The following is a 23,657-nucleotide window of genomic DNA, read 5'->3' on the forward strand; positions in this document are numbered from 1 at the left end:
ACAGTCATAAACGGACAGTCATAAAAGGAGAGGTCCCGTGAAAGACCAACTGGAATCCCTGGTCATGCAGATGTACAAAAGCGGCATTCTTTATTCCGAAGCCGTCCGCGAATTCAAGAAGCGCTTTATTCTCACGGTCCTTCAGGAGAACCAGGGAAACCAGTGCAAAGCTGCCCGCAATTTGGGCATGCACCGCAATACGCTCTCCCGCACCATCGCCGAACTCAAGGTTGACGTTCGCAGCCTGCGCGACGGCGCCCGGCGCCCCCCGCGCAGTGCCCGCCCCCTCACCATGGAGAAGAAAGCGGCGCGCTAGTCATTGGGTACACAGCTTGCCCTGAGCGAAGTCGAAAGACGCGCGGTTGGTCCGCACGCGCGCCGATTCGCAGGCTCCCGCGCCACACGGGGGCTGCTGACAGTCATTGCGCGAGTCCTGAGGCGGCCACCGCCCTCGGTCGCGGCTACCTGCTGCGGAAACAAAAAGGGCACGGCGTTTCGCCGTGCCTGTATCTGGCTGGACCTGACCAAAAACTATTGCTTCTTGCGCACTGGCGGCTTGTGCGCCGGCGGCTTGGGCGGCGCACCGATAAATGCGCCACTGGTCATGTGAATCATGAACGGGCTGACATCGTAGGTCGCCGGCGTGCCTTGCACCTTGGACATAGCGCCCTGCTTCGGGACTAGCGCTGCGGCAATCGGCGCTTCGAACGTCAATTCCACGTCCGCCTTGTTGTTCTGGATATCGTCCACCGTGGCGGCCAGCATCACCGAGTTCCTGGTCGTGCTGATCACCTTGCCCTCAAACGCAATCGGTTTGCCCTTGATGGCACTCCACACCTTGTCGGCGGCTGGTTGATTGCCCGAGGTGAGGATCAGCTGAAATTCATCGAACGACATCTGATCCACCGGTTTGGTATTCGCCAGGTTGGCGGCTTGCTCGGCCGGCGTCGGCGCCGGTTTGACGGTGAATCCCGCGGGAGGTTCTGCGGTGGTCTTGGTCTGCGCCATTAACTGGTCCCAACCATCGTCGCCGGCGTGATAGATCGTGTACGCGCGCTTGCCGTAGGCCGTAATCTGCGCCTGGGCCGGTGTGCCGGCAGCCAGGTTCGCAGAGCGCGCGATGTACCACAGTCCGCGGACGTCCTGCGGTTTCTGCTGCAGGTACGCCAGCGCCAGCGGGTACACGTTGCGCAAATCGTTGGGCTGCCCCTGCGCGGCCATTGTCAGATACTTCTGCGCATTGGGGTAATCCTTCTGCTGTAGCGCCGCCATGCCCGCCGCTCCGGCGAAGATCACCTGGGTCTGCCCCTTTAGTTTTTCCCAATCCTCCGCGGTCAACTCCGCCGGTTTGGGCGCGGTCTGGCTTGCCTGCAGGCCCTTCTGCGCGTACTGAGCCGCCTGCTGCAGCGACTGGGCGGCATTCGACCCGCCCGCTTCCGCCTGTTGGCGGTAGATGTAGGTCATGAGCGCCAGAGCTCGCAGATTGGTGGGATCGGCTTGCAGCACACGATCGGCCGTTTCCAGCACCTTCTGCATATTGCCAAGCTGCTGGTAAGTGGCCATCAGCAATTCCAGCCCGCTCACCTTGACCACGCTGTTCGGGTACTGCTGCAGGAACGTGTCCAGCGCCTGCGCCTTGGCCGCGGGATCGGATTGGTTCAGCGCGGTGACGTAAGCGTTGTACTCGGCCGGGTCCTTGATCGTCGGCCCGGTTGGCGCGGCTTGTCCACCCTGTGCCTGCGCGTCGGCGCCGGTCGGTGCCATGGCCACGGCGGCGAATACCAGCACAAGGATGATGAGCGACTTCTTCATGCGATGGCTCCTTACTTCGATTCCTGGAGAAAATAGCGACGTCGCCCACGCACGCCAGCCGGCTCGCGCAGACGACACGCGCAGTTTGGAAGGCCTGCGCGCGCCCGGGCCCGGAAACGGCAAATTCTTACTACCGCCTGCCCCGATTCCGCTTCTCAAGAGAGCAGGAAACTCAGCGGAAAGGGATTATAAGAATGTACCTCGTACAAAGGCAAGTTACGTTACGATTACGGCTCTTCCCGCCAGATTTGATGCGGGTTCTGATGCGGGTTTTCCGGCTGCTGGATACATGGCAGGCCGCGCCGGCCTGCTGAATCGGCCTCCGGCGCGGCTACGAGGAGCTGGGCACGATGAACGACGGCACGAAACCTCTGCGCGACAAAGTAGCCGTGGTCACAGGCGGTGGCCGCGGCATCGGATACGCCATCTCGGCCCGCCTGGCGGAAATGGGGGCGACCACCGTCATCTGTGGTCGCTCGCCGCAAACACTCGATGCCGCCGCACAACAGATTCGCTCCGCCGGCGGACCGTGCGAGGCCATCGTCTGCGACGTCGCCCAGCTGGCCTCGGTGGAGGCGCTCGCCGCGCGCGTGCAGCAAAGCTTCGGCCGCACCGACATCCTGGTCAACAACGCCGGCGTCGGCGATTTCAGCCGCCCTCTGCATCAGCTTCCGCCCGACGACTGGGAGCGCATCCTCAACACCAATCTGCGTGGCGCGTTCTACGCCATTCGCTGCTTCGCGCCCATGATGATCAGCGCCGGCCGCGGCGACATCGTCAACATCTCCTCCATCGCCAGCAAAAACCCGCTGCCCAACGGCGCCGCCTACGCGGCTTCGAAGTGGGGCTTGAACGGCCTGAGCTACTCCGTGGCCGAAGAACTTCGCCGCTATAACATCCGTGTGAGCGTGGTTTGTCCCGGCAGCACGCAATCGGAACTCGGCCCACACGCCGGCAAGGACCCGCTCAAAATGTTGCGTCCCGCCGACGTCGCCCACGTGGTGGCGATGCTGGTTACACAGGCGCCGCAGTCTTTCGCCAGCGAAGTCGTTCTGCGGCCGACGCAGAAACCGTGATCAAGACAGGGAAATTAAGAATTCAGAAGTCAGAACAACATCCGCCGCGAAGGTCTTACCATTCTGCATTCTGACTTCTTAATTCTTCATTCTCACGGCCATGGCCGCTTGCCGCTTGCCGCTGACTGCCACGAGTGCTAACATCGCCAGTTTCAGGAAATGTTTGGGAGGATTTTATGTCCGATAGAGACGGAAACGGCTTTCTCTGGTTCCTGGCCGGTTTGGGGATCGGCGCCGCGATTGGTGTTCTTTATGCTCCGGCCTCCGGCCGCGAAACCCGCGAAACTCTCGCCAGCAAGGCGGAAGAGGGACGGAACCGTGTCGTTGAGCGCGCCCAGCGCGCCCGCGAACAGGCCAGTGAGTGGGTAGAAAAAGGCCGCGACGTCGTCAGCCAGCAGAAGGAGCAGTTCAAGTCCGCCTACGACGCCGGCCGGCAGGCATATCGCGAGGCCACCGAGGGCGAAGGGAAAAGCGTCTAGCGCGCCCGCCGACGATTATGGAGACGCGCTTTACAGTTCTGCTCATTGAAATCGGCGTGGCTCTGGCGTTGCAGATCGGTATCCTGCTCGCCATTCTGTTCACCGTGAAGAAGAGCTCCGCGCGCATGCAGGCGCTGGCCGAAGAGGTCCAGCGCCGTGCCCTGCCCACACTGGACGCAGCCCAGTCGCTGCTGACCACCACCAAGCCCAAGATTGAGGAGTTGATCGCCAACGCCACTGCCACCACCGCGACCATCAAGGGCCAGGTCGAGCGGCTGGATGCCACGGTCAACGACGTGATTGACCGCACGCGCTTGCACGTCATCCGCGCCGACGAACTGGTCACCCGCACCATGGACCGCGTCGAAGAAACCACCGAACTCGTCCATCACACCGTGATCTCGCCCGTGCGCCAGGTCGCCGGCATTGTGCAGGGCCTGACCGCCGGCCTGGGCACGCTGCTCGGCCGCCGTACCCGCAACCACGCCGGCCAGCCGCAAGACGAGATGTTTATCTAGCGATTTCGCAAAGAAGTTGGAGCGCGCTCGCCCTCGAGCGCGTTTTTTTGGCACGCCTATCGTCGCGTGTGGCACACGCGAACCTCTCTGCAACACTCGGCGCCATGCTCGCGGCTCCGGTGTCGCAACTCGCAACTCCGCTACGGGTTCATTGACAGTACAGAGCTTATGCTCAACAATTGAGCATCCTTCGAGTGAATTCAGGAGAGTTATGCCCGACGAACATGAGGACAAAGGTGTAGATGCAGGCTCCACCGGCAACCTGCTGCGCAATGTGATTTTGGGAGTTGCCATTGTTTACGTAGCGGTCTCGCTCTACTTCATTTTCGATTCGCGCGGCCGCATCGACAGGCTCGAGGCTGCTCAAACCGCCGCCAAGGCGGAGAATGCGCAGCTTCTGAAGCGGCTCGGCATCGCCGAAACCAGTCTCAAGGCGGAGAACCAGGTGCTGGCGGAAAAAGTCGGCTTGACGCAGAAGGAAATCGCCTCGCGTTCGGCCGCTCTTCAGCGCCAACAGAGAGAGGCCGAACAGCGGCTCAGCGAGCAAACCAAGCAGCAGGTGGGCGCGGTCAGCGGGGAAGTCGCCGGTGTCAAGACCGAGCTGGGCGGCGCCAAGAGCGACATCGCCACCACCCGGTCCGATCTGGAGGCGACCAAGTCCAAGCTGGAACGCGTCATGGGCGACCTCAACGTGCAGAGCGGCCTGATTGCTCATACCCGCGACGACCTGGAAACCCTCAAGCACCGCGGCGATCGCAATATCTACGAGTTCTCGCTGCAGAAAGGCGCGCGGCCCACGCCGGTTTCCACGGTGAGCCTGCAACTTAAGAAGGTGGATGGCAAGAAAGGCAAGTACACGCTCAATGTGATGGCCGACGACCGCACGATTGAGAAAAAAGACCGCACGCTGTACGAGCCGCTGCAGTTCTACAGCGGACGCGACCGCTTCCTCTACGAAGTCGTCGTCATGACCGCCGACAAGAACAAGATCTCCGGCTACTTGAGCACGCCCAAAGGCGCGCCGGTTCCAGCCGTCAAGCAGTAGTCAGTGATGTGGCACACACGCCCTGGCGTGTGCCGCTGAGGATCAACCGCAAAGGTCGCCAAGGCCGCCAGGATTATCTCCTTTGCGTTCCTTCGCGTCCTTTGCGGTTTGATGTTTCGCGTTCCTGGCGTACACTCGCGGCCAACTCGCGACTCGCGACTCACAACTCGAAAAATGTATCCAGGCGGCGCAGTCCTCGTTCAAATCGTCCTTCGCACGCTGGTCATCTACCTCGTGGTGCTGCTCGGGGTTCGCCTCAGCGGCAAGCGCGAAGTCGGCCAGATGACTCCCTTTGACCTCACGCTCCTGCTGCTGATCAGCAACTCGGTGCAAAACGCCATGACCGGCCCCGATAATTCGCTGCTCGGCGGCATCGCCGCGGCGGCCACGTTGCTGGTGGTGAATTACCTGGTGGCGGAGGTTTCGGGCTTGAATCGCCGCTTCCGGCGCGTCATCCAGGGATCGCCGACGCTGCTGGTGCATAACGGCCAGGCGATCGAGTCGCACATGGCGCGCGAGCACGTCTCGCACGACGAACTGACGCGCGCCCTTCGCGAGCATGGCATCGGCAACTTGAGCGACGTCGCGCTCGCCGTGCTCGAGGTGGATGGCTCCATCAGTTGCCTCAAGTACGACGACGTCAACCCGGCGGCGCAGCCGCATAAGCGGCTGAAGTTTCTCCACAAAAACCAGTAGGCGCGCTCAATCACCCGACGCGGCCGCGCTCGCCGTGCGATCTGGCGAGGCGGTTCGCATGGCAACCAGCGGCCAGGCGACAAGTACGACTGCCGCCCCCGCCGCCAGCCAGCCGTTGGCGCGGAATAAAGTGTTGGGTTGTTGTAAGAGTTCCGCCGCGGCCATGACCAGGCCGGGCAGCGCAGCGAGCAGGAAGTACGCGAGCGGGTTGAAGCGAACGACCTTCTGCACGCCCAGCCAGACGACACCCAGCAGCACAATCTCGATGAGCAGGCGCTTGGCGAAATCTGCCGGGCTGCCCCAATCGCCCACCAGCGCAAGCGCTGCGCCCAACAGGAGCGCCGAACGCATCCATCGTTGTTGCAGGTGGCACGCGATAAAACCCGCGGCCAGTCCGACCGAGGCCGTCAGTAACAGACCCGCGCTGAGCGCGTGGCCTACCGCATTTCCGGCCGGCACATAGCTGTCGAGGTGCGACGGCAACGCGGCGGCGAGCGAGCGCGTGAGGGTCGGCCACGCTCGCGACGCGACCTCCGCCAGCCGATCCAGTCCCGCCAGGGCCGCGGTTCCGCCTACGCCCACGATCAGAGCGTCGCGATAGTAGCTGGCAGGAAGCCCGCGCCAGCCGCTGAGTTTCTCCTCGCCAAAGGCGCGCGCCAGGAAAAACCATGCCAGCCCGAGGAGGAAGAATGCCGAAGAGTAGCCGAAGAGCACGGCGACAAACAGCGAAACGCCGGTGATCGCCTCGAAGGTGCGCAGCGGAACCGCTGTGGGATAACTGGCCAGGATGTTGGGCAGGCTGTTCAGCGTGACCAAGGCTGTCCCGAACAGCGCGGCCAGGGCCCAAATCGCCAGCCGCCGCCAGGGAACCGACTGCTGCCGGAGGTTCTTGAAGAACAGGACGAGCGCGGCGCCGCCGAGTCCGGCGAAGAAGACGATGCGCCACACGATTCTCAGCACTCGTGGCAGCGTGCGCTTCTGCTGATCGCGCTCCCACTGCTCCGGAATCTTGAAAAACACGCGATAGCCCGACACCTCGTCGCCCTGCACCTGGACTTCGGCGCGGACATAAGCGGCGTCCGTTCCCGATCCCGCCGACGGCTGCTTCTCCTCCCAGACAAAGCGGTGATCGGTGCGCGCCGGGCGTGCGTCGGCCGACGAATCCACCAGCTTCCACTGGCTCAAATCGAGTTTCTTCTCGTCGCGCAGGTACTTTTCCGCAAGCGCCTGCGCCTCTTCGCGCGACAGCTTGGCTCCGGGAGCTTTTTCCTCGAGGGTATGGTGTAGCGAGTGAATGCCGCCGTCCGGCCGCACGATGACCGCGTACTCTTCGGTTTCGCTATCGCGGAAGTAACGCACGCGCCACAGCGCCAGCGGCACTTTTTCACCATAGAGACGATTCGCTCCTGCGATGCCCACCTTCCGCCGCAGGAACTCATTCACGTACTTGTCGGACCGGTCCGCCAGCGCGGTCGCGCGGTGATAGCGCTCGGGATGGATGCCGCGGGCCCGCAGAACGGCATCGCCGCGCTCCGCCGCCTGCCGGGCATTCACGCGAAAGCGCAGGAAATCGCCGATCTCGTGCGGTTTCGCCAGGACCACCAGCAGCACTCCCACCACGCCGCAGCCCACCACCAACTTGATGCGCGATGACGTCAGCGCTTCCACCGGTGCGGTCTGCCGTTCCACCGCTACCGCGATTGGGGCGGGCTGCTCCGTCAGAGCCTCGGCGCGATTCAACAGCGCTTCGTCAGGCTCGAATCTCCTGCGCGCCAGGTAGAAACCTCCGGAGATCAGCAGCGGAACCAGCGCGCCGGCGGCGACCAGTGCTCCCGACGCGCGGAAATATGCGTTGCCCGAGCGCAGCAGGAACAGGCTGATCAGCGCCGCATCCACCGTGTAGTGCCACACCAGCGTGGCCAGGATGCCGTAGCGCAGCATCACCACGCCGGCGACGATCCCAATCAGGCCGACCTCGATGCCGCGGATGTAGCCAGGCTGCTGCGGATAGGTGGAGTGCAGGAAGCCCCAGAAGAACGCCGGCAACACCACGGCCAGGACGCGCGACCTGGTCAGCCGCATGAGGAAGGGAATGGCGAATAGCCGGAACAAAAACTCTTCGCTGGTGGCGGCGTACACTCCGATGGTCAGCGGGTACAACCAGGGGAAATGCGTGCTCAAGACATCGGTGTAGGGAATGTCCTGCGGCGCCCAGACGCCGATCCGGCTGCCCAGCAAGTAAAAGAGCACGACGAAGCCGATGTGTCCGGCGGCCATGCCCAGGCCGATCACGCACGAGCGGAAGAATTCCTTGGTGCGGATGCCGGGCAGCGTCCACGCCGCGCTCAGGCGCAATTGGTCCGGTTGAGAAGCGCGGTACAGCGGTTCGGCCGCGGCCACGGTCAAGGCCACCATTAACCCGAGCGCGATGCTGCCTGCGGCGGCCAGCGCCAAGTGCTGCACCACAAACGACAAATAGGACGAGTTGGTGTCGTAGCCGGCGCGCGTGACCGGCCAGTTGTTCGCCGTCATGGCGAAGAACAGCACCGCCAGTACGGCCCCAAGCTGGAGCGCGCCCTTCCAGCGGATGATGCCGCGGCGGCCGAGATCGAACAGCACCCATAGCATGGCGCCGTTCAGGAACAAGTAGGGAATCAGCGCGAGGCTGCCGTAGAAGGTGTTGCTCGACCGCAGCTTCTGATAGCTCCGTTCCCACTCTTCCGGCACTTTCAGGAATTCGCCGGAACCTCCGGGACGGTCGCCCTGGACGCTGACTCGCAGGCGGTAGGGCGCGCCGTCTGCCCGCTGCGGCGCCTTGAAGCCGCGCCGCTCCCAGGTGAAACTCCAGTCGCTCCGATTGGGACGGTCGTTGGAGTTCGCCTCGGCGGGAAGAAAATCATAGTCAGCGAAATCGGCGTACTGCGTTCGGGCAAAAGCTTCCGCGACCGCCTGCGCCGCATCGCGCTCCAGCCGCGCGCCGGCACGCGCCTCCTCGATGACATGGGAGAAGCTGACAACGCGTCCCGCGGGAGTGACCCCAACGTGAAACTCCTCCTGCTGGCGCGGGCGGAAGAAGCGGACGTCCCATTGCCACACCACCACCGGTCCGGCCATGAGCTTGTTGGCCTGCTCCAGGCCGACTACGCGCTCCAGGTATGTCTTCGCGTTTTCGTCAACGTGGAAAACGATGCTGGTTTCGTAGCCTTCGACCGGCATGCCATTGGCGGCGAGAAATTTCCGCGCGGTTTCCAGAGCCTCGGCCTTGGACACTTTCAGGTCAAGCGCAGCTTCCGGAAAGGCGGCATGGAAATAGCGGAACGCGACCACCGCGCCGACGATGCCGATGACGATCCACAACAGCAGGGTTCGGAGATCTTTGCCTTCGAGACGGGACAATTGGGGCTCCATAAAAAGGCAGAATGCGCAGGAATCGTAATCTGCTCAATCGGCGCGGTCAAACCTTTGTCACTTGCGATCTGCTGGGGCGAGGCGCTCGGCCCGAACCGGCGGCGAAGTCCTCACCTAGAGTTCACCTTTCAACCCGCGTGGCTGCGACCGGGGCGGCGGCGCCCGCCGGGTCGGCGATGGCCTGCTCCAGTGCCGCCAGGCTGACCGGCTTGGAGATGTAACCGTCCATGCCCGCCTCCAGGCAGCGCTCGCGGTCTCCGCTCATCGCGTACGCCGTCATGGCGACGATCGGGATGTGCCCGCCGCTGCTCTCCTCCTGTTCACGGATCCGCCGCGTGGCCTCCAGGCCATCCATCTCCGCCATCTGCACGTCCATGAAGATCAGGTCGTAGGCCGACTGCTGCCACTTGGCGATCGCCTCGCTTCCGTTCTCCGCCAGCACCGCGCTGTGGCCCAGTTTTTCCAGCAGCCTCACCGCCAGCTTCTGGTTCACCAGGTTGTCTTCGGCAACCAGAATGCGCAACGAGCGTCCCTTGGGTGCGGCCGCGGCCGGTTGGCGCGGCGCGAGCACGGGCGCCGGCGCTTCCCCGAGCGCGCTGCGGATGGCGATCAGCAACTCCGCCGGCTTGATCGGCTTGATCAGGTAATGGGCCACCCCCAGCTTGCGGCAGCGTACCGCGCTTTCGGTCTGATTGGCGGAGGTAAGCATCATGATGGTCGCCCCGTCGAAGTGCGGATTGGCACGGATCAACTGGATGACCTCGAAGCCGTCCATGCCCGGCATTTGTTCGTCCAGCAGGATCAGGCGGAACGGCCGTTCCGTGGTCGCGGCTTTGGCCAGCGCGCGCAGCCCGGCCTCGCCGGACGCCGCGCCTTCGGGCCGCATCTTCCAGTGGCGCGTCATTTCTTCCAGGATGCGCCGATTGGTCTCGTTGTCGTCGATGATCAGTACGCGTAACCCGGCGAGATCCTCCATCTCCAGCGGGGTGGGTTGTTCCACGCCTTGCGGAATAGTGAACTCGCCGGTGAAGTGGAAAATCGATCCGGTACCCGAATCGCTCTCCACCCAGATCTTGCCGCCCATGAGCAGCACGATGCGGGTGGAGATGGCCAGCCCAAGCCCCGTCCCGCCGTAATGCCGCGTGGTCGAAGTGTCTGCCTGCTCGAAGGCCTGGAAGATTTTCTTCTGTTTCTCCGGGGGGATGCCGATGCCGGTGTCCCTGACGGTGAAGTGCAGCGTGAGGCGGTTGCCCTGTTCTTCTCCCCGCACGTTGACGACGACTTCGCCGGCGTCGGTGAACTTGATGGCGTTGCCGACCAGATTGAGCAGAACCTGCCGCAGCCGCACCGGGTCGCCCACCAGTTCCGGGGGCACCGACGGTTCCATGCGATACGCCAGCTCCAGGCCTTTGCGGTGCGCGGCAATGGCCGAGGTCTTCATCAGGTCGCCCAGCAGCCCCCACATGTTGAACTGCACGGAATCGAGCACGATTTTTCCGGCTTCGATTTTGGAGTAATCCAGGATGTCGTTGATGACCACGAGCAGGGAATCGGCCGAAGATCTCACGAGGGTGAGAAACTCGCGTTGCTCGGCGGTGAGATCGGTAGTGAGCGCCAGCTCGGTCATGCCGATGATGCCGTTCATCGGGGTGCGAATCTCGTGGCTCATATTGGCCAGGAATTCGCTTTTTGAGCGGCTGGCCGCCTCGGCTGTGTCCCGGGCTTCGGCCAGCTCCTTTTGGCCTTCCTCGATCTGGCGCAACATGCGGTTGCAGCCTTCGACCAATTGCCCGATCTCATCGGAGCCCCGGGGCACGGCGCGCAGCGAGTAGTCGCGCGAACGCGAGACCACTCCCATCAGGGCCGCCAGTTCGCCGATTGGGTGGACAATGTATTTCCGCAGGACATTGCCGACCATCGCTCCGGCCGCCAGCGAGCTCAGCAGGAACGCCAGGGTGATCACGGTGAAGCGGTCCCGGCGCGCCCGCATCGACTGCAGGTTGGACCGGATGTAGATGGTTCCGCGCTGGCGTCCTCGCAGCACCACCGGCTGCACGAACACGGCGCCGCCAGCCACCAGGGCGCCGCCGGTCTGGGCCGACGGCTGCTCCGGGCAGCTCTGTCTTTGGTTTCGACCGTACTTGGCGATGACTTGTCCCAGCAGGTTGTAAGTACACGCGCTTTCAATGCCGGCTTCGGCGGCCAGCGCGGCCAGCACCTCCGCCGCGGCCTTGTCATCTTCGAAGGTCAGCGCCGCCGTGCTGTTGTCGGCCACGATCTTGCTCAAGGTCGCCAGTTGGTCAAACGCTTCGCGCCGGGAATCGCGGTAGTCATAGGCGAGAAACGCGCCCGCCAGCATCAACAGGGCCGTGATCATGGTGATCATGATGATCAGCGTGAACTTCTGCCCCACCGGGATGTTGTGCAGGCTTCTCATGGCTCAGTCTCTCCAGAACTCGTCCGGAACCGCCGTTGACATGCTCATCAGCTTGGCGCTGATGCGCAGGCGCGCCCGTTGCGCGGCGTTCGGATTGACCAGCAGACGCAGTTTGTTGCCTTGCGCCTCGAACCCGATCACGCCTCCCATGCGCACGAATGCCTCTCCGTCGCCGATCGTCAGCACGCTGGCCCCTTGCAACTGGGCCAGGGCCTCCCGCATGCGCGTGCCGTCCGGGTACGCCAGGAACAGGACATGGCAGGCGCGCAGTTCGTTGCGTCCATGCACCACGCGCATCTCAATGCCGGAAGCTCGTGGCCCCTGTTCCTTGAAGAAGGATTGCAGTGCGGTTTCCATCGGCCCTTCGCCGGCGAAGCCCACCACCAGCCGCTCGCCCGCTCTCGCCGCCGGCCATTCCACGAAGGGGATCAGGTTGAAAACGAAGGCGGCTTTGAGCTGGTGCTCCTCGGGGAGCGAATGTTTGCCCTGCGCGGATGCCGGCGAAGATAAAATTCCGGGCCCGAGCGCGAGGGCGACTGCGCCCAACACGATCGCGCGTAGCATGCCGGCGAATTGCGAGCTTGTGTGTCCCATGTTCCCGGCTAATCCCGTGAAAATGCGCGCGCGATCTTGATGCGGAAGCCGCGCCCATCCTGCAGGATGCGCTGCTGTCGCAGGTACGAGCCCACCGGATCGTAGTTGCTGCGGTCGAACAGGTTGTAGCAGCTTGCCGAGATGTCGAATCCCAGCAGCGGCTTGCGGTTCGACACCGTGATGTTGGTGATAAACCGCTCGGGAATTCGGTATCCCGGGTCGGTGTATTGCGGGCTGGCGTAGCGCAATTCAATCCCGCCCAGGAAGGTGCTGCCGATCGGAACTTGCACTTTCAGCTTGGCCAGGTGCAGCGGCGCATTCGGCAGCCTCTCATGCGTCTGCTGATCCTCGCCCTTCTGCAGCGTGTAGCTGAGGTCTCCCCGCCAGCCGTGCCGCTGCGCCTGGATCTCAAATTCCAAGCCCTGTCCCCGGTTCGAGTGGACATTCTCGTAGCGCATCGACCCGTTTGCCGGATTGACCGAGAGATCAATGAGATCTTCCATGTTGTTGAGGAACGCTTCCGCCGACACGCGCAGTTCAGGAGTCAGCGCGCGTTCCACGCCCATGTTGTGGCTCAGGATGGTCTCCGGTTTCAGCAACGGATTCGCCTGCAATAAAACGATATTGCCGAAAAACAGTTCGTTGGCCGAGGGCGCCCGGAAAGCACGACCAAAGATGTACTTCAAAGTGGTTTTTCCGTCGGGGTGATAGATGGCGGCAAAACGCGGGCTCACCGCTGTTCCGAAGGTGCTGTAGTGGTCGATGCGAACCCCGGTATTGAGCGACAGCCGCGAGGTCAGCGTGATCTCGTCTTGCGCAAAAACAGCATAGACGCTGGAGTTGCGGCGGTCATCCAGGAGGAGATCGGGAAAGATGTCGGCGCGCGCTTGCTGGATTTGCCGCAGGTTGTACCGAAATTCCGTCCCGGCGGTAACGATGTTCCGCTGTCCTAAAGGGCGCGACAGGTTGATTTCGCTGCCGACCAAGTCGTCCCGCATGTTGAAGTCCCCCACGACGGTCACATCGGGAAAATCGAAGGCGTAAGTGCCATGGAAGGCATAGGCGTCGTAATACCACCTCGCCATCAACTGCATTCCGGATGCGAACTGGCGTTTGTAGGCCAGGTCCACGAATCCGCGTGAGTCAATCGTCTGGTCGATGGAATCGTTGAAAGACCCACCGTAGGGGGCCGTCGGCACTTGTTTCCGGCGCGAACCCACCAGCGCCTGCAACTCAAAGTGTTCTTTCAGTTGCACCACAGCGAAAGCGTTGCCATAGCGGTCGCCGTCCCGTCCGGAGACAATTCCATGGTTGGTTGGCGGCGAGTCGAATTCGGGAAAATACAGCGATTCCGCCCCGTCGGATTGGTAAAGCGAGGCCGAAAACAGCGCCCCCTTCAGCAGCTGCGGCAACCCGATCGTCACCCGCCCCCGGCGGGCGTACTGGCTGCCAACATCGCTGGAAACCTCGACCTTGGTGGCAATCGGCGCTTGGCGCGTCAGGATGTTGATCACTCCGAAGAAGGCGTTGGTGCCGTACAGCGATGAACTCGGGCCGCGGACGATCTCGATCCGCTCAATCAGATCCAGATCCAGCGGGAAGTCGGTTCCGATCATCCCTCCATCCACGATATCGTCATTGAGCCGGTGCCCGTTGACCAGCAGTAGGATGCGCGTGTTGTAGTTTCCCGGACGTGAGAAACCGCGCACTCCCAAGTAGCTGTAATTGCGGTCGTAGTTCACCCATAATCCGCGAACCCCATCCAAGACCTCCGCCAGCGTTCGGTAGCCGAAGGTGCGAATGTCGTCGGCGGTCACCACCGTCACCGATGCCGGTGTGTCGCTGGCCTTCTGCGCTCGTTTCGACGCCGTGTAGAACTGCACGTTCATGAGCTGCTCGAGGTTGAGCGTTTTTAAGTCACCGCCCGCATCCTGTTGTCCTGCCGCGACCGGCGCAACCAGCCCGAGCACTACCAGAAAAGCCAAAATGCGCACCGTCATAGTCGCTCCATTCCTCCGCGCTCTGCGCGTTGCCTTCGATTGCTTGGTTGTCCAATTCTCCGTTAGCGGGCAGGGAAGCAAGGTGCAATTCCTGTGCTATCGGCGATGCCGAAGTTTCACTTCGGAGTCATTCCCGATTTGCAGAGGCGTCGACGCGACAGTCTGCCGGTGCTGGCAGACGCGGGATACGTGATCGAGGGCTATGGGCGGGCGAGAGGCAGGCGAGTTGGGCGCGAACGATGGGCGTTATTTCGTCAGCACCACCGCTTTTTGATCGTACGGCTGGATGGTGACGGTCAGCGACTTGCGCTTGTCGAACTGGTCCTTGGTGACCGGAAAACTGAAGACCATAGTGCCCGCTTGCTGGCCGCCGGGAGCAATTTTGGCCTCGGGGAGCAGCGCGGGCAAGGTGTTCTGTTTGAGATCGGGGAAGGCCTGGTAGTAGCGCTCCACGTCCACGGCGGGCGCGGCCTCGTCGGAGAAGTTGCCCTTATCGGTCGCCACTTGCGCCTTGATGTCGTGGATCCAGAGCGGCTTCTTGCCGGTGTTGTTGAGGGTGGCATTGATCGCGACCAGCACGTTGCTGCCGTCCTGCAGTTGGACCACGTTGATGTTGTCGATGGTCGCCTTGCCTTGCGGCTTGACCTTGGTAACCCAGGAAAAAATTGCGACCACAATGCCGACCACGACCAGCGCGATGACGACCGGCTGCCAGGGCGGAAGCGTCCATTTGGCCTTGTCGAACTCTTCTCCCATGGGGACGTGGGCGCGATCGTAGCTGTCGGCGTCCTTCTTGGGCGCCGGCGTTGGTTTCAGTTTCTCGTTATCTTCCGGCATAAAAGGACCTCCCGACTGATATTGGATTCGTTCAGCCGTCCCTACAGGACTGGCGCGATCACGCTATTCTTTCCCGGCACTAAAGTGCCGGGCTATTTTCATTCGCCGCTATGCGGCTGGTGGTCCTGACCACTGACCACCGGCCATTGCTTCTTCATCGCCTTAGCGAATTTTTCTGTAGTCAAGGTGTTGAGCACGTCTTCTTTCGTCAGCCAGGCGCGGCGGGCCTGCACGACGCCGTACTTGATTAGTTCCAGGTGCGTGGTGTGGTGGGAGTCAGTGTTGATGACGATCTTCACACCACGGTCCTTGGCCATGCGCAGATGGCGATCGCAGAGGTCGAGGCGATCGGGATACGCGTTCAACTCCATAGCGACCAGGTTGCGCGCGGCGGCGGCGAGCACGGCTTCCATGTCGAACGGATAGGCATCGCGCCGCAGCAGGATACGTCCCGTGGGATGGCCGATGACGGAGACGTGCTTGTTCGCGATAGCTTTCAGCAGGCGGTCGGTCATCTGCTGCGGTTCCTGGTTGAAGGCCGAGTGGACGCTGGCGATGACGATATCCATTTCTTCCAGCACGGAGTCGGAGAGGTCGAGCGAGCCGTCAGCGAGGATGTCCAATTCAATGCCGGCAAAGATGCGAATGCCGGCGGCCTTCTCGCTCGCCTTGCGGATTTTCTTGACGTGCGCCAGCGCTCGCTTGTCGTCGAGGCCGTTGGCCATCGCCAGATTTTTGGAATGGTCGGTGATGGCCATGTACTTGTAACCGCGAGCGCGGGCGGCGTCGGCCATCTCCTCGATGGTGCACTTGCCGTCGGTTTCCACGGTGTGCATGTGCACGTCGCCCTGGAGGTCGCGCTGCTCGATGAGCTTGGGCAAGCGGTGCTCGATGGCGGCTTCGATTTCGCCGCTGTTTTCGCGCAGCTCAGGAGGAGGGCAATCCATGCCGAGCTTGGCGTAGATTTCCTCTTCCGTCTTGCCGGCGACGCGCTTCTCGCCTTCGAGCTTGACCAAGCCGTATTCGTTGAGCGTGTAGCCGAGCTTGAGCGCGCGCTGGCGCAGGGCGACGTTGTGCGATTTCGAGCCGGTGAAATACTGCATGGCGGCGCCGAAGGATTCCGGCGGGAGCAGGCGCACGTCCACCTGCATGCCGCTGCTCAGCTTGAAGCTGACCTTGTTTTCCCCGCGGGCGATGACCTCGAGAATGCCGGGGAAGCCCACGATCTGCTCGATGACGGCGTTGCGCTGCTCCTCGTGCAGGCAGCACTTGCCGGTAATGAGGATGTCGAGGTCGCCGACGGTTTCGCGTCCGCGGCGCAGCGAGCCGGCAGGCGTGACCTTGTCCACGCCCGGCAAATGCGCCACGTGATCGCTGAGTTTCTGCGCGATCTCGTCGGCGTGGTCGAGGCAGAAGCGGCCGGAGATGCGGCGGTAACTCTCGATTGCCTTGAGGATTTTCTGTTCCTGCTTCTCGCCCATGCGCGGCAGCTCGCGCAGCTTGCCGGCGCGTGCCAGCTTTTCCACGCCTTCCAGATCGCTGACCTGGTGCGCGCTCCACAGCAGAGCGATGGTCTTGGGGCCGAGGCCCTGGATCTTCAGCAGCTCAAGCATGGAAGGGTGGTACTTCTTGAGAAGTTCGGCGTGCGTTGTGACCCGGCCGGTCTCGTAGAGGTCTTTCAGGTGGGCGCTCATGCCTTTGCCGATGCCGGGAATTTCGAGCAGCTTCTTGGGTTCGGGTATCAGCGCCCAGATGGGCTGGTCGAGCGCTTCGATGGCTTCGGCGGCGCGGCGATAAGAACGGATACGGAAGGGATCGTCGCCGTTGATCTCCATCAAGTCGGCCGTTTCATTGAGGATGGAGGCGATGGCTTTGTTGTCGAGCGGGCGTTGTTCGGGCATACGCGTTGAGGATTCTATGCCTGAGAAGCGGCTGTCGGCTATCGGCGGTCGGCCGTGAAGGTTTGAAAGCAGCGGCCGTGATGCAGGATTTCGCGGGTGATTGGAAGACCCGAGAGCCGGGCGCCGAGGGCCGATTCGCCAAAAAGCGCAGCCCAGCCGCGGTAGCCGGGCTCGATGACGGTCAAACCTGGTGCTGCTCAGGCCGTCAGCTTGGTAACATTTCCGGCTTGCGGCCCCTTCTGGCCTTGGACGATCTCGAACTCGACATCGTCGCCTTCCTGCAGGCTCTTATAGCCCTCCGAAGTAATGGCGCTGTAATGGACGAAGACGTCCGGACCATCCTCGCGGCCGATGAAGCCGAATCCCTTTGCGTTGTTGAACCACTTCACTTTGCCTTGAATACGTGCCACCGTTCTCTTCCTCCGTGCTTTGAACGCCACCGCGCCCCCACGACGCGCGCGGCCCTGTCGGCCCTTCGAGATTGCGGCCAATTACGACGGCGAGTCTCGGCTTGCCGGCGCCTCGCCTAGTTTGGCAGAAGGGGACCTTGCGAATGGTTTGATGTCATTCTGATGCGGTTGGGATGTGTGGTCAAGAGCGCATAGAGGTAAAGCTCTCCGTTCATGCGCGTGCGCCTCGTCCCTAAGTGCAGGAAGGTGCTTGAGTAACAGCGCTGGCTGATAGCCGGCGGCTAGGCCCCAGGCCACGATTATTTTTTTCGAGATGTCTCGGAGAGCCAAAGGACGGCCGCAATGGTTTTGCCGTCGCGGATGGCGCCGCTCATGACCATGCGAACCAGTTGCGCAAGCGGGAACATGCGTTTCTGGATGACCTCATCTTCTTCGGGCTGCGCCTTGCCGCGCTTCAACCCGGTAGCGAGATAGACGGCCATGGTTTCGTCGAGGAAGCCGGGGCTGGAATAGAAGAAGAGGGCGCGGCGCCAGTGCGCGGCGGTGTAGCCGGTTTCCTCGATCAGCTCGCGCTTGGCGCCCTCGAGCTCGGATTCGCCGGGGTCAATGCGTCCAGCAGGAAGCTCCCACAGGTAGTCGTTGGCGGCGTGGCGGTACTGGCGCGCGAGCAGGACGCGCGGCTCGGAGCGGGTATCGTCCACCGCCATGATGACGATAGAGCCGCTGTGGCGGACGACGTCGCGGCGGACCACGATACTTCCGGGCTCGTGGACGCGGTCGGTAGTGACAAAGAAAACCGGTCCGCGATAGACGGCGCGGGAGGAGATGATCTTGGCTCGCTTGCGCTTGCGGGTTCGTGGCATGGGTTCAATATACGCGAGTGGAACTGATGGGCGATTTGTGATTGGCGAGTGGCGATTGACAACTGTTATGCTTCGGCGACTTCATGCCACGCAAGCCAGCGATCACGATGGTCGGGCCGGGGAACCTGGGCAGTGCCATGGCACGCGCGCTGCACGCGGCGGGATATCGCGTGCGGGAGATTGTTCATCGCGGCGGCATATCGGCTAAACGCGCCCGCGCCTTGGCACGCGAGATCGGCGCCCGTGACGCGGTTACAGGCGAGGCCAGGTTCGATGCCGAGATCGTTTGGATCTGCGTGGGCGACGGTGCGATCGCTGCCTGTGCGGCGGAGCTGGCCAAGGCCACCAGGTGGGATGGAAAGATCGCGTTCCATTCCAGCGGGGCGCTGAGCAGCCGGGAGCTGCAGCGGCTCAAGAAGCGGGGTGCGGCAGTCGCGTCCGTTCATCCCATGATGACATTCGTACGCAACGTGCGGCCGGACTTGCGAGGGGTCACGTTTGCCATCGAGGGTGATGCCGGGGCGGTGCGCGCGGCGCGGCGGATTGCGCGTGACCTGGGCGGACGCGCGGTGCTGATTGAGGCGCGGCGCAAGCCGATGTATCACGCGTTTGGGGCATTTACGTCGCCGCTGATTGTGGCGACCATTGCGGCGGCGGAGCGGGTGGCACGCAAGGCCGGATTGGACCGGGTTTCAGCCCGGGCGGCGATTGCGCCTATCCTCCGGCAGACGGTGGCGAATTATATCGAGCACGGCCCGGGGGGTGCGTTCAGCGGACCCCTGGTGCGCGGGGACATCGAGACCGTGCGGCGGCACCTGGAGGTGCTGCGGGCGCTGCCCGAGGCGCGAGCGGCGTATGTGGCGCTGGCACGGAGCGCGATGAAAACGCTGCCGGTGAAGAGGAAGAGGGCGATTGCGGAGTTGTTGAAGAATTTGTGATTTGCGATTGGTGACTTGAGGTCGCCTCGGGCGGCTCGGTTACGCCTGGCGAAAACCTAGATCCCTCCCCTTCGACTTCGCTCAGGGTCGGGATGACAAGAACATCAAAATAAATGGGCCCCGTGGCAGTTGTGTTCTCCGCCACGGGGCAGTCCATCCGCGCGGCGCTCGCGAGCACCTTTACGCCGCAGTCACGCGGCACGCGGGCGTCGGGCGGACGGGACCAGCACGCGTGTTGGGCGCGCTGGGGAAGAACTTGTGCTCACCGAGCTTAGGATCAGCCGAGAGGAAGTCAAGAAAATCGGCACGCCAGGAAGCGACGTTGACTAAACGGTCAGTCCCAAATTGGGGCGGAACCAGAAACGGTTTGCCAATGAACTAACTGGCCGGTCATCCGCCGCCAAGGGTGAAGTTCACGGTGATTTGAGTCTCGACCTCGACCGGCTCCCCATTGAGCAGGTACGGCCGGTACCGCCATTGCCGGACCGCTTCGATAGCGGCTTGCACGAGCATGGGATGGCCGCTTACCAGCCGGAGGTTTTCAATCGTACCGCCGCGGCTGATGAGCGCGCTCAGGATGACCGGTCCTTGCACACGGGCCGCGATGGCCAGCGCCGGATACGCCGGGCGCACTTGCTGGATCAGAAGACCCTGCGAAACGCCACCGGAAATCGGAACGGGGCGCGTCGGAGGCGCGGGCGGCGGCGCGCTGGGCCTGGGCGGAGGCGCCAGCAGCGACATGATCTGCGTGCCGGCTTCGCGAGAACCGGTGGCGCCCGGAACCGCAAATCCGTTGTCCACGATGGGTTCGGGGGAGGCCTGGTCGTGAATCTCGGCGACTCCCTTCCGAATCTGCATCGGCTCCCGCACAGTGTTGTCCACTATCTCGGAGGTTGACGCACGCGTCGAGCGCTGCTCATTCGACGCGGCATGAGCAGGCTCACCCGGCGGCGGGCCAATCAGAGGACCGAGCGTGACAATTCCGGGTAGAGCCTGGGTGTAGAACAGCGGCAACAAAACCAGCGCGACAATGGCGACGGTTTGTACGGCGAACGACAGGATCGTGGACAAGCCGCGGCGCGAGTGGGCAGACGTCTCCAGGAGAGATTCGGTGAACACGTCAGTGTCCTATCTCCCCATCGCGCAGCGGCGGGGGATGGGGTCCGCGCCGCGCGCTTGCTGTCACTGGATTGGACAACAACTCTGAACAAATTGTTCCGCGGAACGCGGAAATCAATCGCTGTGCGGATTTCTACGCGAGCCGAAGGGAAAGATTGGGGAGGGGAAGTCCGTGAAGTTCGGCGGTCCAGGTATCGCCTGGGCCGGTCAGATGGCCGGCGGTCAGCGTGCCGGAGCTGATAATCTCGCCCGTGCCCAACGGTGGTTGACCGCGCTTCAGCACGGCTCCCCCCAATTCCGCCAGGCATAACGCGGGACTGCGCAAGGAATTTTTTCCCGAGCCCTCTTCGACGAACGCGCCGTTTTTCGACATGCGGACCTTGAATGACGGGAGCTGCTCGATGAGCGTGGGAATCAGGTCAGGCGTGACCGGCTTGCGTTCGCCGACAATGAGCGCGGCGTGCAAGCCGAGCGATGCGACGAAATCGCCGGGTTGAAATTTCCAGTCGGGAAACGGGCCGTCAATGATCTCGAAGCCGAAGGCAATCCATTCGCAGGCGTCGAGCGCTGCCGCGGCGTCCAGGCCTTCCGCAGTGATCGGCCGCTTCAGGCCGAACATGATTTCCGGCTCGATCTTCAGCGAGCGCGCCTTGGGCAGCGAAATCTCGGCGGAATTGTTTTCGGCGTAGTGGACGGTGTCGTCGTACATGTGGCCCCAGACCAGCGTCGGCAGCTTGAGGATGCGCCACATCGCCTTGTTCGCGAAGCCGACCTTGCGGCCCACCGCCTTGTGCCCGGCCTGCTCGCGCCGGCGCTTGATTTCCCATTCCACGGCGTAGCACGCGTCGAGATCGAAACCGCGGTCCGACGGCGGGACGGCCACCATCGCACCGGTTTCGGACGCGGCGAGGAGTTCGCGCGCGACGGAGTCGATTTCTGCGGTGGTCACTTCTTTAATGGTGATTGCTTTCTCTGGCATCTTGGACACGCTCCCGCTGCGGACTTCCGCAAGGAGTTTGGTACAGGCGTAGATGGTGCGCGTGTGCGGCATCGAAACTTTCAGGCGCTCGCCCAGTTCGACAACCGCGCCGACGATGGCATCGAGTTCGAGCGGGCGCCCGGCCTCCAGGTCCTGGAGCATGGAAGTCTTGTGCTCGCCAACTTTGGCAGCGCCGGCGATGCGCTGATCAATGGTGATGGGCAATTCGAAGCCAAGCTTCTTGCCGACAGCTTCGGTCTCGCGCATCACCTCGCGGACGATGGCCGAAACCTCCGGATGACCCGTCATTTGCGCCAGCGTCGCCCCGCTGAGGGCGCTCACCGGATTGAACACGACGTTGCCGAGAATCTTGACCCAGATTTCCCGCCGGATGTGGGTAGTGATGGGGCAGCGCAGGCCTGAGGCAATCAGCGCCTCCGCTATTTTCCGGGCGCGTTCCGAGCGGGTTCCATCCGGCTCGCCGAGCGAGATGCGGCTGCCCTCGGTGTGGCGGACGACGCCGGGCTCGGCGATATCCGTCGCGAAGTAGATGATCGAGCCGAGTACCTGCTTCGCGGGAATCGCGGCGGAAACCACGCCGCCGGGATCGACGCGTTCCAGACGAAGGCCTTCGAGTTCGCCGCCTGCGCCCTGAAAAAACCACCAGGGAATGCCGTTCTGCGTGCTGACGACCGTGGTTTCCGGACCGATGACGCTGCGCAACTGCGGCGCCAGTTGCGGAAGGCTGTGCGCCTTCACGGTCAGGAACACGACGTCGAAAACGCCTGCCTGCTCCAGGTTGCCGGTGGTCTTGGGCCGAGCTTGGAACTCCTCCTCGGCGCCGGCCACGCGAACGCCGCGTTCCTGGATGACCTGGAGATGCTTGCCGCGCGCGAATAGCGTGACGTCCAATCCGGCGCGCGCCATCTTGGCCCCCATGTAGGCCCCCACGGCGCCCGCGCCGGCGATCAGAAACTTCATGCCATGTGCTCCTTCCCGCTGCACAGGGCGGCAGCCACGGCGCGGCGCAGAATCTTGCCGGTCGCGGTGCGCGGGATGCTTTCGACGACAAAAATCTTCTTGGGACACTCGAAGTGCGCCAGGCGTTCGCGACAGAATTTCAACAGGTCGGCGTCGCTGTGTCCTTCGCGCAAAACCACGGCGGCGGCCACTTCTTCGCCGAGCGTGGGATGCGGCATGCCGAAGGTCACGGCCTCGGCGACCGCAGGATGTTCTCCGAGCACCTCGTCGACGTGGCGCGGCGCGATCTTCTCGCCGGCGCGGTTGATCAGTTCCTTGATCCGTCCGGAGATGTGGACGTACCCGTCCTCGTCTTTCCATCCCTCATCGCCGGTGCGGAACCATCCGTCCGTAAAGGCCTCGGCATTGGCAGCCGGGTTGTTTTCATAACCGTGAAACACGTTGGGACCCTTGATGACGATCTCGCCGCGCTCCCGGCCCGGCAAGTGATGGCCGAGCGAATCCATGATGCTGATTTCCAATCCCGTCGGTAGCCCGACCGATCCCGCCTTGCGCGCGGCGGGCGGCAGGGGATTGGACGCCATCTGGTGCGCCGCTTCCGTCATTCCGTAAGCTTCCAGGACGGGCACGCCGAAGACCTCTTCCATCTTTCGCATGGCGTCGGGCGCCAGGGGCGCGCTGGCGGAGCGCACGAAGCGCAACGATCCGCCCTGCTGGGGGCGATCGCCGCTGCGGGCGCGGGCCGAGACCACGTGGTGGATGGTCGGAACCGCGGTGTACCAGGTGACCCGATATTGCCGCACCAGGCGCCAGAAGATGAGCGGGTTCACGCCGGTAGGCGCCACCACGGTGCCGCCGGAAAGCAGCGGCGCCAAGGTGGAGGCGACGATGCCGTGGACGTGAAACAGGGGCATGAAGCACAGCGACACGTCGTCGGGCGACAAGGCGTAGGTCTTGACGATGTTGGCCGCCGATAGAGCCAGATGGCGATGCTCCAAGGGGACGCGCTTGGGCTGCCCCGTGCTGCCGCTGGTGTGGAGAACCAAGGCGATGTCGTCCTCTGTAGGCGCTGTCGTCCACGGCTTCGGAGCGACTCCCCGAAGGCGAACCGTACCCTGGGCATCAACTACAACCGGCAGGATTGGAACTCCGCTGTCGGCCGCGGCGTTGCCCGCCTCGCCCGCGTCGTCGTGTGCCATGATCAGCACCTTGGCGTTTGTATCCTGCAGGTAAAAGCGGAATTCCTGGTACTTGTACGTCTGGTTCATGGGCGCGGCCGTGCCGGCGATGGTGGCCGCCAGGAAGCTCACGATGGCGGGCAAGCCGTTAGGCAGCGCGATGGCCACCCGGCTGCCGCGACGGACTCCCGCCGCCGCCAGGGTGTCGGCCATTTCGAGCACCTGTTGACGGAGCGCGGCATAGGTCACGCGCGCTCCGGATTCAGGGATGATGATCGCGGTGCGGCCGCCCGGGGCAAGCTGCAACGCTTCCAAAACAGTGGTTACGGACTGCATCGTTTGAATATTAATCCATGCGGCTAGAGGTGCGGCCGGACGCTTGCGGT

General features: G+C 63.1%; 20 protein-coding genes. 7 read left to right on the plus strand and 13 right to left on the minus strand.

Annotation, left to right across the window (positions count from 1 at the left end; translation table 11 throughout):
- The first annotated feature begins 70 nt into the window (after positions 1–70).
- On the plus strand, positions 71–316 hold the full coding sequence (locus tag LAN70_10330) for a histidine kinase (protein MBZ5511552.1): 246 nt from the start codon (positions 71–73) through the stop codon (positions 314–316).
- Between the two features lie 215 nt (positions 317–531).
- Here LAN70_10330 and LAN70_10335 read toward each other — a convergent pair whose 3' ends face one another.
- On the minus strand, positions 532–1,812 hold the full coding sequence (locus tag LAN70_10335; GenBank protein MBZ5511553.1) for a hypothetical protein: 1,281 nt from the start codon (positions 1,810–1,812) through the stop codon (positions 532–534).
- A 350-nt stretch (positions 1,813–2,162) separates the two neighbouring features.
- Here LAN70_10335 and LAN70_10340 point away from each other — a divergent pair, with 350 nt between their 5' ends.
- The 5 genes from LAN70_10340 (at position 2,163) to LAN70_10360 (ending at position 5,626) form a co-directional block, all read left to right on the plus strand.
- Positions 2,163–2,888 carry an SDR family NAD(P)-dependent oxidoreductase gene (locus LAN70_10340; protein MBZ5511554.1) on the plus strand — a complete coding sequence of 242 codons (726 nt, stop codon included), beginning with the start codon at positions 2,163–2,165 and terminating at the stop codon, positions 2,886–2,888.
- Between the two features lie 176 nt (positions 2,889–3,064).
- Positions 3,065–3,367: a YtxH domain-containing protein gene (locus LAN70_10345; protein ID MBZ5511555.1), complete on the plus strand. Its 303-nt coding sequence runs from the start codon at positions 3,065–3,067 to the stop codon at positions 3,365–3,367.
- Between the two features lie 17 nt (positions 3,368–3,384).
- Positions 3,385–3,885: a hypothetical protein gene (locus LAN70_10350; protein ID MBZ5511556.1), complete on the plus strand. Its 501-nt coding sequence runs from the start codon at positions 3,385–3,387 to the stop codon at positions 3,883–3,885.
- A gap of 211 nt (positions 3,886–4,096) precedes the next feature.
- A complete protein-coding gene (locus LAN70_10355) occupies positions 4,097–4,930 on the plus strand; it encodes a hypothetical protein (GenBank protein ID MBZ5511557.1) in 834 nt (277 codons plus the stop codon).
- 174 nt (positions 4,931–5,104) lie between these two features.
- Positions 5,105–5,626 carry a DUF421 domain-containing protein gene (locus LAN70_10360; GenBank protein MBZ5511558.1) on the plus strand — a complete coding sequence of 174 codons (522 nt, stop codon included), beginning with the start codon at positions 5,105–5,107 and terminating at the stop codon, positions 5,624–5,626.
- Positions 5,627–5,632: 6 nt separating this feature from the next.
- On the opposite strand, the gene LAN70_10365 is transcribed toward LAN70_10360, so the two are convergent.
- The 9 genes from LAN70_10365 to LAN70_10405 form a co-directional block, all read right to left on the minus strand.
- Positions 5,633–9,022, minus strand: a complete 3,390-nt coding sequence (locus LAN70_10365) for a CPBP family intramembrane metalloprotease (GenBank protein ID MBZ5511559.1) — start codon at positions 9,020–9,022, stop codon at positions 5,633–5,635.
- A 133-nt stretch (positions 9,023–9,155) separates the two neighbouring features.
- Positions 9,156–11,471 carry a response regulator gene (locus LAN70_10370; protein ID MBZ5511560.1) on the minus strand — a complete coding sequence of 772 codons (2,316 nt, stop codon included), beginning with the start codon at positions 11,469–11,471 and terminating at the stop codon, positions 9,156–9,158.
- A 3-nt stretch (positions 11,472–11,474) separates the two neighbouring features.
- Positions 11,475–12,065: a YfiR family protein gene (locus LAN70_10375; protein ID MBZ5511561.1), complete on the minus strand. Its 591-nt coding sequence runs from the start codon at positions 12,063–12,065 to the stop codon at positions 11,475–11,477.
- 8 nt (positions 12,066–12,073) lie between these two features.
- Positions 12,074–14,065, minus strand: coding sequence for a TonB-dependent receptor (locus LAN70_10380; protein ID MBZ5511562.1), 1,992 nt, complete (start codon positions 14,063–14,065; stop codon positions 12,074–12,076).
- Between the two features lie 246 nt (positions 14,066–14,311).
- Positions 14,312–14,902: a hypothetical protein gene (locus LAN70_10385; GenBank protein ID MBZ5511563.1), complete on the minus strand. Its 591-nt coding sequence runs from the start codon at positions 14,900–14,902 to the stop codon at positions 14,312–14,314.
- Positions 14,903–15,000: 98 nt separating this feature from the next.
- On the minus strand, positions 15,001–16,803 hold the full coding sequence (polX, locus tag LAN70_10390) for a DNA polymerase/3'-5' exonuclease PolX (protein ID MBZ5511564.1): 1,803 nt from the start codon (positions 16,801–16,803) through the stop codon (positions 15,001–15,003).
- Positions 16,804–16,841: 38 nt separating this feature from the next.
- Complete coding sequence (locus tag LAN70_10395; GenBank protein ID MBZ5511565.1) at positions 16,842–16,988, minus strand: hypothetical protein; 147 nt, start codon at positions 16,986–16,988, stop codon at positions 16,842–16,844.
- A gap of 12 nt (positions 16,989–17,000) precedes the next feature.
- Positions 17,001–17,204 (minus strand): cold shock domain-containing protein, encoded by a 204-nt coding sequence (locus LAN70_10400; GenBank protein ID MBZ5511566.1) that lies wholly within the window; start codon positions 17,202–17,204, stop codon positions 17,001–17,003.
- 308 nt (positions 17,205–17,512) lie between these two features.
- Positions 17,513–18,076: an NUDIX hydrolase gene (locus LAN70_10405; GenBank protein MBZ5511567.1), complete on the minus strand. Its 564-nt coding sequence runs from the start codon at positions 18,074–18,076 to the stop codon at positions 17,513–17,515.
- Between the two features lie 83 nt (positions 18,077–18,159).
- On the opposite strand from LAN70_10405, the gene LAN70_10410 reads away from it, so the two are divergent.
- On the plus strand, positions 18,160–19,014 hold the full coding sequence (locus LAN70_10410; GenBank protein ID MBZ5511568.1) for a DUF2520 domain-containing protein: 855 nt from the start codon (positions 18,160–18,162) through the stop codon (positions 19,012–19,014).
- Positions 19,015–19,404: 390 nt separating this feature from the next.
- Here LAN70_10410 and LAN70_10415 read toward each other — a convergent pair whose 3' ends face one another.
- From LAN70_10415 to LAN70_10425, 3 genes are all read right to left on the minus strand, one after another.
- The gene (locus LAN70_10415; GenBank protein MBZ5511569.1) at positions 19,405–20,133 is read right to left on the minus strand and encodes an energy transducer TonB; all 729 of its coding nucleotides are present in this window, start codon (positions 20,131–20,133) and stop codon (positions 19,405–19,407) included.
- Between the two features lie 133 nt (positions 20,134–20,266).
- Entirely contained in the window at positions 20,267–22,093 is a 1,827-nt protein-coding gene (locus LAN70_10420) for a 2-dehydropantoate 2-reductase (protein ID MBZ5511570.1), read from the minus strand.
- On the minus strand, positions 22,090–23,607 hold the full coding sequence (locus LAN70_10425) for an acyl--CoA ligase (GenBank protein MBZ5511571.1): 1,518 nt from the start codon (positions 23,605–23,607) through the stop codon (positions 22,090–22,092). The genes LAN70_10420 and LAN70_10425 overlap by 4 nt, the downstream gene beginning before the upstream one ends.
- Positions 23,608–23,657: the final 50 nt, after the last annotated feature.

The organism is Terriglobia bacterium (assembly GCA_020072845.1).
Lineage (GTDB): Bacteria > Acidobacteriota > Terriglobia > Terriglobales > Acidobacteriaceae > JAIQGF01.